Raw genomic sequence first — 13,546 nt, 5'->3', positions numbered from 1 at the left:
ATAAAATATCACGTAATATGTGACGAAAATTTTACAATTTCTTCAAAAAAGCAAATTTCCCTATATATTTTTCGTGTATATACAACAAATGAATCTTCAATCAAGCTTTTTTTAAACTTATTATAAATATTGGATAAGTAATTAATAAACTATACAATAGTAACTATTTCTCCTAAAACCACTTATTTCGTTAAAAAAGACCATTTATTTTTCTGATTTTCAAGTCAAGCCTCTTTTAGAACTTTAGCCTTCATAATATGCAATAAAAAAAGACCAGAAGTTTTGATGGGAACTTCTGGTCTTAATGGGATAGTGTGACATCTGTCAATTTGCAAGTCGTACAGATGCCTGGTGAAGCAAATACGAACCACAATTAACAGCGTGTCATGTAACATTAACTTTATTTTATCATAAAGAGTTTCATAAAAAATTGACAATCCAACGAATTTTAATCCTAAAATGTGTCTAACTTTTGACAATTTCTCGATCTTCTCTTTCTAAATCTAATCTTAGCAAAAAAAGCTTTGCTTGTGAAATAAAAAACATATTTTTAGAAAGCGACATAGCCAATTCTTGAGCACATCGAAAACATCTTAACTAAAGTGAACCGATAAGTCAAAGTAGCTTTACGCCAACTTTTGGTTTATCGGTTCACTTCTAAAAATAATTATTTATCAAGCTGGTGAATCAAGAAGCGTCCATGTAAATGTTGTGGAGTATCCTTTTTGTTCTTTCGCGGAATTACCAGGCACAGAAAGTGAGATACTTTTACTCATATTCGTGGCATCCCCAAAGTTTTCAAACCAAGTACCCATCCCAGTTCCAGCAGCTGCCGTCATAATTGTTTTTGCTTGACCAAATTTATCAAAAACAACTGGAGTTTGCGCTTTTGGTGCGTTTGCTTTATTTGTTCCTTCTTTGTTTGTGACACCATTTGTAAAAGTAACTTGCGCACCTTGAAGTGCTTTTTGATCTGTCGTTTTGAATTGATCTTCTTGTGTCACTTGTAGCTTCCAACCTACATTACTTCCTCGTTTATCCGTTAGCTGAATGTAGTTTGGCACACTCGAATGTGTACCATTACTTAAAATGATATCAGCAGGTTGTGCAAAATAAGTTTGATCTTCTGCTGATATTTTTTGTTGACCAAAATGAATATTCGAAATGCGGTCAATCGTTAACGGACCTGTTGTCCCTGGTTCCACTGGGTCACTTGGGTTGTCCTTAATTGGTTTGTCTTTTTGCGGATTTGTCGGATCCATTGGTACTACCTTGCCATTATCGAGCGTAAACGATACGTCTCCTTTTGAAGAAGATGTAGCTCTATCTGGTGTTGGTGCTCCAGCTGCATTTGCGGTTCCTGCAAAGCTAAATAATGCTGCAGCACTTAGAACTCCGACAGCTGTTAATCTTGCTGTTTTCATCTTATTTCCTCCTTTTATATAAACATCTATTACATCTCTTACTTTAAAAGTAATCCATCTATTTGCCATGTTACTAAGTTACATAAATCACAATTGTTTTGTACGATTTATTGACAAGAATGTTGCTGTTAAGCGAAACTATGATACTTCTTTCATTTTCGTGTTTTTTTAGTTCTTTTTTTACAACAAAAACTGTATTACTACACCTTGAAATCTGTTTTTTTCGTTATATAAAAGATTTTATCTTTTTTCGTTTTTTCATATTGTTTTCGCTTTCACAATAGGTTATGATCTTAGTGAAAAGAAATATTGTTCATTCTATCACGTTAAAAATTTAACAAATAAAATAGGAAACTTAGGAGGAAAAACACTATGACTAAAGCATGGGAAGGATTTAATGGTACAGCTTGGCAAGAAACTGTAAGCGTTGCCCAATTTGTTCAAGACAACTACACGCCTTATGATGGGGATGAAAGCTTTTTAGAAGATAGCACACCTCGTACTACTGCTTTAAATGACAAAATCAATGATTTAGTTGCTGAAATGGATGCCAAAGGTGGCGTACTTGATATGGACAACAAAATCGTATCAAACGTTGCTTCTCACACTTCTGGTTATGTAGACAAAGATTTGGAAGTCGTTGTAGGTTTACAAACAGATAAACCCTTCAAACTTGCTTTCATGCCAAATGGTGGCCTTCGTACAGCTGAGCAATGTCTCATTGAAAATGGTTATGAAGTGGACAAAGCGACACATGACTTTTTCGTAAATAATCGTCCAACTGCTAATGATGGTATTTTCCGTGCATATACAAATGATATTAAACGTGCTCGTCACTCTCATATTGTAAGCGGCTTGCCAGATGCTTATTCTCGCGGAAGAATTATCGGACTTTATCAAAAACCAGCACTTTACGGTGTTGATCGTTTAATCACTGAAAAACAAAATGATCTAAAACAAATTCCTGTTACTTCTGATGAAAACATCCGTTTGCGTGAAGAAGTTTATATGCAAATCAAAGCATTAAAAGACTTGATTACACTTGGAAACGAATACGGACTTGAACTTGGTCGTCCTGCTGAAAATGCACACGAAGCTGTTCAATGGACTTACATGGGTTACCTTGCTTCTATCAAACAAGCAAATGGTGCTGCAAGCTCATTTGGTCGTATTCCTATCTTCTTGGATATTTACATCCAACGTGATTTAGAACGTGGCATCATTACTGAGCTTGATGCACAAGAATTAATTGAACAACTTACACTTAAACTTCGTATGGTACGCTTTGCACGTACAAACGGATACAACGAACTTTATGCTTCCAACCCAACGTTTGTTACAACTTCGATGGCTGGTATGGGTGCTGATGGTCGTCACCGTGTAACTAAAACAGATTTTCGTTTCTTGCATTGCCTAGATAATCTTGGTAACTCTGCGGAACCAAATTTGACTGTACTTTGGGATGCTCGTCTTCCTGAAACATTCAAAAACTACTGCATGAAGATGAGTGTCAAACATTCATCCATTCAATATGAAAATGATAAACTAATGCAAGAAGAAGGTTATGGCGATATGCAATGTATTTCTTGTTGCGTAAGTCCACTTAATCCTGAAGCAGACAAAGATAAAGGCGAAACACACAACTTGCAATATTTTGGCGCTCGTGTAAATGTGCTTAAATGCTTGCTTGGTGCAATCAATGGCGGAAGAGATGATCTTCACAAAGAAGACCGTGTCTTTGATGTTGTTGAACCGATTACTTCGGAATATCTAGAATACGATGAAGTTCTTTCGAAATTTGATATTTCTATGGACTGGCTAACAGACACATATGTGGATGCTATGAACATCATTCACTTCATGACTGATAAATACAACTATGAAAGCATGCAAATGGCTTTCTTACCAACAAAAGTTACAGCAAACATGGGATTCGGAATTTGCGGATTCGCCAATGTTGTAGATAGCTTGAGTGCAATTAAATACGCGAAAGTGAAAACAATTCGTGATGAAGATGGCTTCGTTTATGACTACGAAGTGGAAGGCGACTTCCCACGTTATGGTGAAAATGATGACCGTGCTGACGAAATTGCCGTGATGGTGCTTAAAATGTTCAAAGAAAAATTGGATTCACATAAGCTTTACAAAGATAGTGAAGCAACTGTTTCGATTCTTACAATCACTTCTAACGTGGCTTACTCGAAACAATGTGGGAATTCTCCAGTTCACCGCGGTCCAGTCTTTGATGAAAATGGCAAAATGATCGAAGAACCTGAATTCTTTAGTCCAGGTGCGAACCCATCAAATAAAGCTAAAGGTGGCTTCCTTGATAACCTTGCAAGCCTTACGAAGATTCCGTTCCATTATGCAAATGACGGCATCTCGCTAACAATCCAAGGAGCGCCAAAAATGTTTGGTAAAACATTTGAAGAACAACACGCAAATCTTGTTGGGATCTTAGATGGCTACTTCGAAAAAGGTGGGCAACACATCAACTTGAACGTCTTGAATCATGAAGAAGTTGTTGAAAAAATCAAAGCGGGCATCCCTGTTATCCTTCGTATCAGTGGTTACTGCTTGAATACAAAAGATTTAAATGAAGAACAAAAAATGGAACTTTGCCAAAGAATGTTCCACGAAAAATTAGTAGGTTAATATTTTAAACTAGCTAAAGAGGCTCCTGAAATCGTGTGATTTCAGAAGCCTCTTTTTTTGTACTGAATCGCAATTCGATAGGCACATAATTCCCAAAAATGCTTTACTTGGGTAGGTCGAACTTTGGCTGCCAATTCTTGTTGCGATAGTCTTTCCGAAACACGAATTCACAAGTCTTGTTAAGATATAGTTTAACAGCCCAAATAAGTGATGAAGCAAAACCCTTAGTTCCTGCTTGACCTGTTCTTTTTTTAAGCTTACTATTTAGGCATTAGAGGTGATTTTTATGACAAACAAGCATCACAGCGAGAGGCTCGCACTTATTTCTATTATGCTCGGCGCTTTTATTTCATTGCTTGATACAACAGTCGTTAACGTTGCTTTGCCTGATATTACAAAAGCTCTCCATGCTTCGAGCGCTTCCATCGAATGGGTCGTTTCTGGTTATGCGCTTGCTTTCGGGCTGATCTTGATCCTTGCCGGTCGGCTTGGTGACAAATTTGGTCGCAAAAATCTGTATATGATCGGAATTTCACTTTTTTTATTGATGAGTATCACAGCCGGCTTTGCTCAATCAGAAACTGGCTTGGTTCTGTCTCGTATTGTCCAAGGTCTTTCCGCCGGCTTATTTTTCCCACAAATTAATGCTATGTTGATGGATATTTTTAAAAGCGATAAACTCGGACAGGCGTTTGGCATATTCGGCTCTGTCATTGGTATTGCTACTGCTATCGGACCTTTCACAGGCGGCTTATTGATTCAATTATTCGGGGAAGAAAACGGCTGGCGTTTTGTCTTTTTCGTCAATGTTCCCTTTGTCATTGTAACTTTGATTCTCGCAGCTCTTTTCTTGCCAAAACACAATAAAACCAGTAAAAAAGTTTCATTTGATTTTTTAAGCATTTTTTTGCTTACAGTTGGACTCCTTTTCCTACTTTACCCTGTCATTTCAAATGGTGCTCAAGGTTTTAAATGGCAAGACATTCTTTTCATGTTGATCTCTGTCCCCATTTTAATCGGTTTATATTTTTACAGTGTTCGCGTCACAAAGCAAGGCAAGCAGCCACTTATTTCACCAACCTTACTTAAAAATAAAACTTTCACTTCTGGCATGATTCTCTCACTCGTTTATTTTGCGGCTTTCACGAGCATCTTTTTCGTCTTCTCGCTCACTTGGCAGTCAGGCTTTGGTCGCTCAGCTATCGTCTCCGGACTTGCCATTAGCCCGTATGCACTCGGAAGTATGCTTGCAGCCGCAAACAGTAACCATTTCATGCAAAAACTAGGCAGGAAACTACTAATAATTGGCCTCGTCTTCGTGATGACCGGACTTGCCGCCACATCTTTCGTTTTTCATTTAGCGGGCGGGGCATTTTCGCCTTGGCTCACCGTTTTTCCACTTTTCCTTGCCGGGTTTGGCAGCGGCCTTATTATCTCGCCGCTAAATAGTATCACGCTTGCAACCGTTTCGGAAGATGATCGAGGCGGAGCAAGTGGCATCTTTAATACAGCTCAGCGCGTCGGCTCTTCATTTGGAATCGCAATCATTGGTTCCGTTTATTTCCGAGCGTTAAACGAGACCTCCCTACAAGTTGTCGCTGAAAAATATTCATTTAGTTTGCAAATGAGTATCTACATCAATCTGCTTTTACTCCTTGTCTGCTTGTTACTTGTTTTCAAGCTACCTAAAAAAATTGAAGCTTAAAAGGAAAATAATGCTAAAATTATTTTCCTTTTTTTATTGACAACTTCGCTATTCGGTGTTACGATGTACCAGTAATAAGCAATACTAAATAGCAAAAAAGAAAGTTTAACTACGATTTTAAACTTTTTTCTTTCCTTTGCTACTAAGTATTACTACATATATAAAATAAAAATGAATGAGGAGGACTATTTATGTGGAATTTACTAAAAAGAATGGTGGACGATAAAAAAGAATATCGAGAAATGATGGCTCGCGTAAAGCAGCTCCCAGAAGACTATCAGTTTGTTTATGACAAAATCCAACATTACATGTGGAATTTCGCAAAAGGAAATGGGTATGACATGCTAAAAGTTCAATATGAACTGATTGATTTGTTTGAAGCTGGTGCGCTAGAAGGAAAGCCTGTTTTGGAAATCACCGGAACAAATGTAGCCGCATTTTGCGATGAACTTTTAGCAAATTGTCGAACTTACACGGATGATTTACGTAAAACGTTAAACGAAAGTATTTTGAAAAAGTTAGGAGAAAGATAAAATGACTGCACTTGCCGTTTCTGTTCATGGTCTCAAAAAAGCCTATAAGAAGCATACAGTTTTAAATGGTGTAAACTTTGAAGTTGAGCGTGGTAGTGTCTTTGCCTTGCTTGGTTCAAATGGAGCGGGGAAAACAACTATAATTAAAATCCTGACTACGCTCATTCAAGCAGATGAAGGAAAAGCAGAAGTTTGTGGAATGGATGTGGTGCATTCGCCCGAACAAGTTCGCGAAAAAATCAGTTTGACTGGACAAAATATCGCAGTAGATGAAATTTTGACTGGACGCGAAAATTTAGACCTCGTTGCCAAACTTCGCCACTTACCTGACCGAAAAGCGATCACAGCAGCAAGCTTAAAACAATTTGATTTAGAAGAAGCAGGAGATAAGCCTCTCGCCACTTATTCTGGCGGAATGAAACGCCGTTTGGACCTTGCGATGACGATGTTAGGCTCCCCAGAACTTGTCTTTCTAGATGAGCCTTCCGTCGGACTCGATCCAGAAGCTCGTTTAGCGCTCTGGGATACCATCAAAAAAATGGCTGCTTCAGGCATCACGATTTTTCTTACTACTCAATATTTGGAAGAAGCCGAAGCCTTAGCGGATCAAATTGCCATTCTTCATGAAGGGCAAATCATTGTTCAAGGCACACTAGATGAATTAAAAGCCATTTTACCCGCAAAGCAAGTTGAATATGTCGAAAAACAACCATCACTGGAAGAAATTTTTCTTGCTGTGACTGGAAAGAAAGGAGAATAAATCATGCGCCAACATTTTTTAAATGATACTTGGACCATGAGTGGACGTGTAATCAAACACTCGCTGCGCAGTATCGATACGATCATTACGACCATTTTGATGCCCATCATGATGATGCTTGCTTTTGTCTATATCTTCGGAAGCGCGATGACGATGCCAAAAGCCGATTACGTAAACTTTATTGTCCCTGGCGTTCTTCTCATGACCATCGGGATGGGGATTTCTTATACCGCTGTTCGCGTGAATACAGACATTACAAAAGGTATCTTTGAACGCTTCCATTCGATGCCCATTGCCAAGTCTTCCATCTTAAGCGGCCACGTCATCGCAACGCTTCTCTTGAATTTGTTTTCCGTTGTCGCCGTGATGCTCATTTCTCTTTTGATGGGCTTTCGTCCCGATGCGAATCTTGGAGAGTGGCTACTTGCCGCTTTGCTTCTTATCCTTGCCGTATTCGCCTTTACTTGGATTGCCGTTCTCGCGGGGCTCGTTTCGAAGTCCTATGAAGGCGCGAGCGTTTTCAGCTACATCTTGATTGGCTTGATGTTTGTGAGCTCGGCTTTCGTTCCAACAGACGGCATGGGGAAAGTCCTTCAAAGTTTTGCAGATCATCAGCCGATGACTCAAATTGCGAATGCGATTCGTTCGCTTTTTGCAGGAACACCCGACTCTCACGCCATTATCACCTCGCTAATTTGGTTAATTGGCATTGCGATTTTGTTCTATCTGCTTTCTCTTAAAGCGTATAAAAATAAAATGAAATAGCCAAACGTAGTCCGCAAAAAAATTCAGGCGCTTCCTTTCTTGAGAGGATTTGCCTGAATTTTTATTTTTTGCCGCTAAACTCGGGCATCTGGGTGCTTGTCTTCTATCAAATGCAGGTTCAAATCGTGCTCTAAAACCGCCTTCAAGCCGCTCAGCACAAGCGTGTAGCCTTCCGTTGTGTCGATAATTTCTTCTAGCGTTTCAAACTCACCGTTATCGATCTCAACAACCGTCTCTGTGTCAGAAAAAGGCGTAAATCGAAAAATTGTTTCTTGCAGATTTTTCGCTTGAATATGAATTCGCTCATTCGGGACAATTTCCTGAACATAAATCTCGTCCGTAACCCCGTACATTTCCCACTCCCAAGTCACTTTTTCACCTTGAACGAGCTTACCCGAACTTTTCGAGAACCAAAACCTAGTGGTGATTTCCGGATTAATGAAGGCTTCAAATACCTCGTTCACCGGTTTACGAATTAACAAGCTTACTTTTGTTCGCATTTTAGCTACCTCTTTTCCTTTGAATAGCTCTACTTTATCAATTTCCCCCAAGAAAATCCAAATTTTTATACAAGTGAAATATTGAACATGTTATAATAAAAACGAATCAATAAAAAAGGAGATTTTTTATGCGAAATCCATATGAACCGTTAAATTTGTATTCCAATTTCCAAGCATCCGCCGAACGTTTTCCAGAAGTTCCGATTTACTTCGACGAACCACTTGCTGCTTTTCCAGAACTCAAACTTGAAACCACTTACAAAGCTTGCGAACAAGCGATCATCCAGAAAGCAAGCCTGCTACAAGAATGCGGCATCAAGAAACGTGATAAAATCATCATTTATAAATCTCCCAAGTTTGATACGTATTTGTTAGCCGTTGCTGCTTCCTATCTCGGAGCAGTTCCAGCGATGATTTCCTATCACCTTCCTGTCGAAACAATGAATGTGCTTGCTGAGCGACTCGAATTTCCTTATATTTTATTCGATCAAGAAACAGCAGAAAAAGCGCACCATATTGAAAATATCCCCGCAGAAAAATTAATTCGAGCTGAAGAACTTGCTCTTTCAAAACCCGAGAACCTTGCTTCACAGGAAACCCTATCACTTGATGAAATTTCTTATATGACGCATACTTCCGGAACAACGGGAATTCCAAAACTCATTGCTCATAGCGCACATTCGATGGGCTTCCGGACGCAGTGGCAGCGCAATGTGTTAAGCCTGATTACTGAAAAGAAATTAGCTGCATTCCACATTTCACCCGTCCATTCTCGGTTCAACATCGGCATCTCCTCTTTGATGTCACAAGGCTTCCCGATGTTCCCGATCGCTCAACCCGATCACGCCAACATCGAACACATCATGACGACATATAAGCCGGCTATCGTTGAAACACATCCAAATAACTTCGTTCAATGGGTGAGTCTCGCGCGCAAAAAGCCAGAAGTGTTCGCAAGCGTTCGTTATTACCATTCCACTTTCGATGCGATCAACAAAGAAACTATGGCCGTTTTCTTGAACTCTTCGAAAGAACGCCGCCCCGTTTTCATGCAAGTTTACGGACAAAGCGAGTGCGGCCCAATGATTCTCCGCTTCCATACCAAACAAAGCATACAAAAACTGGACGCAAGAAACATGGGATATGGCATGAAAGATTTGACGGACGTTCGGATCGTTTCGGAGAAAGGCGAAGTTGTCCCGAATGGCACGCCGGGAAATATTCAAATGCTTTCAAAAGGGCGCGCCCTTACCTATTACAAAGAAGATGCACGCTTTAGTGAAAACGTTTATGGTCCTTTCTGGGATAGTGGCGACTACGGCATGAAAAATGAAGCTGGCGCTTTGCTCTTGCTTGACCGACAAGTCGATTTAGTTGAAAACATCGAAAGCACCTTAGCCATCGAGGACAAGCTTCTCGACACCCTCCGTTTCTTGGACGAAGTGGTTATCATTCGTGGCAAAAATGGCACGCCACAGCCGGTCATCTCTGTTGCTAGCGGCGAAGAAATGGACTGGGAAGCTTGGTTTGAAGCCTTAAGCGACTTGCCGCAACTAAACGAGCCACTTGTCATGGCCTACGAAGACATTCCGCGTACTGCAACCATGAAAGTTCAGCGCTTAAAAATGGAGAAAGAATTGAACGCTTGATTGAATAAAAAAGGCAATCCGTTGATTTTCCATCAATGAATTGCCTTTTTCTTACTTTATTTTCTTGTTTGCGTTTAGTATTACGTTTACTCAGTGCCTGGTACATCTTGTAACGTCCGAGCTAAAACCGGCAGTTCGCGGCACATCACGAAGAAAGCTTTACCGAGCACGGGCGACCAAGAAATGACTTTGAAAGTGGCTTTAGGAGCCTTCTTAGCCTTGATCGCATTCGTCTCCCTTTACAGCCGAAAGAAAAAGCTACAATAAAAAAAGCGCTGACCTGATTTTCCATCAGGTCAGCGCTTTTTTGCTATAATGCTTTCCGCAATATTTTATCCATGTGTTTCCCTTTCGCAAGCTCATCAATCAGCTTATCCAGATAGCGAATTTTCTGCATTAGTGGATCTTCAATTTCCTCAACTCGCACGCCGCAAATGACACCCGTGATCAACTCCGCATTCGGATTGAGTCGCGGCGCTTCCGCAAAAAACGTTCGAAAATCATTTTCAAGCGCCACTTGCTCATTAAGTCCCGCTTCGTCATAGCCCGTCAACCAGCGAATAATTTCATCCACTTCTGCTTTTTTGCGACCTTTTCGTTCCGCCTTTTGAATATAAAGCTTATAAATACTCGCAAAACTCATTGAAAACACCCGTTGTTCCGCCATAATTCACCCTCCCGACAGATAACCTTATTTTTGCAAAGCCTGCGCAAGCTCACTAAACACCTGCGCCAACTTCTCACTCGAAACCGCTTCGATCGCGTCCCCTAAAGACAATTCAAACTGGCAAGAACCCGCTGATTTTCCGTCCCGCAAATTAGCGATAATCCCCACATCCGTTTTTTCTTGCACCGCGCTAAAAATCTCCCGCATTTCGTCCACATTCCGATTGATATGCACATGAAACATATTGGAAACCGGAACCTTCGGGCGAGTATCTACCGCTTCAAGCGCATTAAAACGTTCTGCAAGTCGTTTGCTTGCTTCAAAATAAGTTGCCATCTTCGGTTCGCGCTGCTTAAAATAATAATCCGCAGCAAGAATATAGGGATACAAACTAATTAAGTCGCCGCCATAACGCCGCTTCCAAACTTTTGCTTCCGCTGTGAATTCATGGTTGCCGGCGAGGATAGCACCTGCCACGCCACCAATTCCCTTATAAAAGGAAATGTAAACACTATCGAAAAGCGCGCACACTTGCTCAGCTGTTTTTTCGTAATAAGGCAAGACTTCGAACAATCTAGCCCCATCCAGATGCAGAAAAATGCCGTTTTGCTGACAGTAATCCGAAATTGCTTCTAATTCAGCAAAATCTGGCAATTCACCGCCAAGTTCACGCTGTGGTAGCTCGATCAAAATCGCAGAAACCGAATCCCCCAGTTTCTCGATATCCGAAAAACGGATTAATCGGTCAGCTTCTCCGAGAAGAATGGGCTGTAAATTATGAATTTTCTTCAAGCCATCTTGCTCGTGAATCTCAAGGTGGGCAAGCGGATGATAAGCAGGCGGCAACTGATTCCGTTTGTCCGACCAAATCCGCAGGGCAATTTGCTGCGCCATTGTGCCGCTCGGAAAAAAGACAGCTGCTTCCTTGCCTAAAACCTGCGCCATTTTTTGTTCAAATGCCTCGATTACGGCACCGCTGCCATACATGTCGCTTTCCATATTCCCATCCACATTTTGAAGCGCTTCTTTCAGCACTCCCACATTTCGAGGACCATTTCCGCCAAGTTTCAACTGCGTTTCTTGATAACTCTTCTTCAAGCGTTCTTCACTCGTCACTTTGGTTTCCCCCTTAAAGTTCCGTATATTTTGCTTTCGTATTACGACTTTTTCCGACCGGGTATTTAATAGCGTTTTTTTCAAGTTTTTCTTCGATGATTTGCTGGATATCAAGCCCGAGATCATCGGCCAACATGATGCTATAAATCAGCACATCAGCGATTTCTTCTTTGATATTCTCGCTATTTTTTTGGATCGCCTCTTCACTTGATTTCCACTGAAAATCTTCGAGCAGTTCAGCGGCTTCGATGCTGACCGAAATCGCTAAGTCCTTTGCTTTATGAAATTGCCGCCAGTTGCGTTCCTCCCGAAATTGATTGATTTTCGCTGTTAGCTCTTTAAGTTCATTCACCTTGAGTCACTTCTTTCTTCAACTTTTTTTCATGGTCTTTATAAACAGTCATAAGCGCATCCTGCAACTCTTTATCCACTGCATAAATGTATAGTCCGTTAATTCCTCTTGTCAGTAATACATTTAATTCATTTCGTAAAAAATCCTCTGAAAAATTCATTTTTGTTCCGTCACTTAAAGTCCTATTTTGCGTTGCTTTCGAATTTTTACTATCACTCTTATCAAAAATAATTTTCCCGTTACGATATTTGACAGAAGGTCCAATAATAACACCTGCATAGTTCAGGTCAAAGCCTTGAATTGTAAAAGTTGATCCTACTTCATTGATCGTATGTGGCTGTTCTGCCCAAGCAAGTTTCTTCGTATCTTCTCCTTTAGGTCTGGGGAGTTCTAGATTCCAAGGTAATGACCAACTACCAACTTTTACACACCAGAAATCCTCATTTTCCGGTTTTTTGTTTTTAACATACTTCCAATCAAAAGTGGCCAACACACGAGAAAGTCCGTCTTTTTTCATTTTCTTTTGAATACTCGAGTACATTGATTGAGGTGCAGCAAAAACCTTTAATTCATATCCACCTGTTTTTTCAGGAATGGGCATAATGATTTGTTCGTCAATTATTGTTCGAATCCATTTGACCATATCTTGGCTAGCGTTAATCCGAAACTGATTTTGTAACTTTATATAATTTCCTTCTTGCTTTGCCTTGTCCTCAATGAGCATTAATTTTTCTTCTTCCCAATATTGTTCAGCACGAAGAATCTGATTCCTATCAAAAACAACAATGGTAACCTTTGCTCGCTCTATGATATCTAGTAATTGGTTATTTCCTTGATAGGCTTGCTTACCTTGTGTCCATAATAAATGACCTTCATCTACCAACACAACATCTACCGGATCAGAAGGATCATGTTCACGAATAAATCGGGTTGGCTTGCTAACGACATTATTCTCTCGATCAACTAATCCCAACTTCTCGGCAATTTGACTATAAGCCGTTAACTGTTCATCATGATTAACTAGCAAAAAGTTATTAGTTTCTTTAAAGATTGGTTCTTCAGAACTTTGCTTAGAAAATGTTGATAAATCATAAAACAAATTACTTACAAGAACAGTTTTTCCTGTTCCCGCTTCACCAGCAACAAAAATAACTTGTTTATTCATATTTTTTAACAGGGCTGCTTCAAGCTTCTGCATGATTAATTCTTTTGCTTCATATTGTTCATTTGAAAGTTTATGAAAAGGAGAAATTTTAAATAAGGCTGAATCTCGAATAACTGGTTCTATAGGGAAAAGACTTGTATTCTCTTTCCCTAGCTCTTCCCAAATCTCTTTAAAAACACTTTCAAAAGATTCAGAAGTAAAGTATTTTTTTTGGATATTTCTACGCTTGTTAAGAACTTTCGAAATGTCTTTGAC

Annotated in this window: 13 protein-coding genes; 7 read left to right on the top strand and 6 right to left on the bottom strand. The window is 39.9% G+C overall.

The window, feature by feature from the left end:
• Positions 1-674: 674 nt before the first annotated feature.
• Complete coding sequence (locus tag HCK02_RS11600; RefSeq protein WP_167630273.1) at positions 675-1,424, bottom strand: WxL domain-containing protein; 750 nt, start codon at positions 1,422-1,424, stop codon at positions 675-677.
• 372 nt (positions 1,425-1,796) lie between these two features.
• On the opposite strand from HCK02_RS11600, the gene pflB reads away from it, so the two are divergent.
• The 5 genes from pflB (at position 1,797) to HCK02_RS11575 (ending at position 7,842) form a co-directional block, all read left to right on the top strand.
• Complete coding sequence (gene pflB, locus HCK02_RS11595) at positions 1,797-4,079, top strand: formate C-acetyltransferase (protein ID WP_167630272.1); 2,283 nt, start codon at positions 1,797-1,799, stop codon at positions 4,077-4,079.
• A gap of 286 nt (positions 4,080-4,365) precedes the next feature.
• Positions 4,366-5,784: an MFS transporter gene (locus HCK02_RS11590; RefSeq protein ID WP_167630271.1), complete on the top strand. Its 1,419-nt coding sequence runs from the start codon at positions 4,366-4,368 to the stop codon at positions 5,782-5,784.
• Positions 5,785-5,975: 191 nt separating this feature from the next.
• Complete coding sequence (locus HCK02_RS11585) at positions 5,976-6,317, top strand: DUF1048 domain-containing protein (protein WP_167630270.1); 342 nt, start codon at positions 5,976-5,978, stop codon at positions 6,315-6,317.
• A 1-nt stretch (position 6,318) separates the two neighbouring features.
• A complete protein-coding gene (locus HCK02_RS11580; RefSeq protein WP_167630269.1) occupies positions 6,319-7,077 on the top strand; it encodes an ABC transporter ATP-binding protein in 759 nt (252 codons plus the stop codon).
• Between the two features lie 3 nt (positions 7,078-7,080).
• Positions 7,081-7,842 (top strand): ABC transporter permease, encoded by a 762-nt coding sequence (locus tag HCK02_RS11575; RefSeq protein WP_167630268.1) that lies wholly within the window; start codon positions 7,081-7,083, stop codon positions 7,840-7,842.
• Between the two features lie 74 nt (positions 7,843-7,916).
• Here HCK02_RS11575 and HCK02_RS11570 read toward each other — a convergent pair whose 3' ends face one another.
• A complete protein-coding gene (locus HCK02_RS11570; protein WP_167630267.1) occupies positions 7,917-8,342 on the bottom strand; it encodes an SRPBCC domain-containing protein in 426 nt (141 codons plus the stop codon).
• A gap of 128 nt (positions 8,343-8,470) precedes the next feature.
• Between HCK02_RS11570 and HCK02_RS11565 the strand changes: the two genes are divergently transcribed.
• The gene (locus HCK02_RS11565; RefSeq protein WP_167630266.1) at positions 8,471-9,991 is read left to right on the top strand and encodes an AMP-binding protein; all 1,521 of its coding nucleotides are present in this window, start codon (positions 8,471-8,473) and stop codon (positions 9,989-9,991) included.
• Between the two features lie 93 nt (positions 9,992-10,084).
• The gene (locus HCK02_RS14300; RefSeq protein ID WP_167630265.1) at positions 10,085-10,258 is read left to right on the top strand and encodes an LPXTG cell wall anchor domain-containing protein; all 174 of its coding nucleotides are present in this window, start codon (positions 10,085-10,087) and stop codon (positions 10,256-10,258) included.
• 43 nt (positions 10,259-10,301) lie between these two features.
• On the opposite strand, the gene HCK02_RS11555 is transcribed toward HCK02_RS14300, so the two are convergent.
• The 4 genes from HCK02_RS11555 to HCK02_RS11540 all read right to left on the bottom strand — a co-directional run.
• Positions 10,302-10,658, bottom strand: coding sequence for a DUF2200 domain-containing protein (locus HCK02_RS11555; RefSeq protein WP_167630264.1), 357 nt, complete (start codon positions 10,656-10,658; stop codon positions 10,302-10,304).
• Positions 10,659-10,682: 24 nt separating this feature from the next.
• Positions 10,683-11,774 carry a threonine aldolase family protein gene (locus HCK02_RS11550; protein ID WP_246215594.1) on the bottom strand — a complete coding sequence of 364 codons (1,092 nt, stop codon included), beginning with the start codon at positions 11,772-11,774 and terminating at the stop codon, positions 10,683-10,685.
• A 13-nt stretch (positions 11,775-11,787) separates the two neighbouring features.
• Positions 11,788-12,126, bottom strand: coding sequence for a nucleotide pyrophosphohydrolase (locus HCK02_RS11545; protein WP_167630262.1), 339 nt, complete (start codon positions 12,124-12,126; stop codon positions 11,788-11,790).
• Positions 12,119-13,546, bottom strand: a 1,428-nt coding sequence (locus HCK02_RS11540; protein WP_167630261.1) for a DUF2075 domain-containing protein, incomplete at its 5' end; no start/stop codon positions are given. The genes HCK02_RS11545 and HCK02_RS11540, both read right to left, overlap by 8 nt.

Source organism: Listeria valentina, from assembly GCF_011800755.1.
GTDB lineage: Bacteria > Bacillota > Bacilli > Lactobacillales > Listeriaceae > Listeria > Listeria valentina.
The sequence above is the reverse complement of the archived record's forward strand: the minus strand, read 5'-3'. Positions and strand labels throughout refer to the sequence as shown.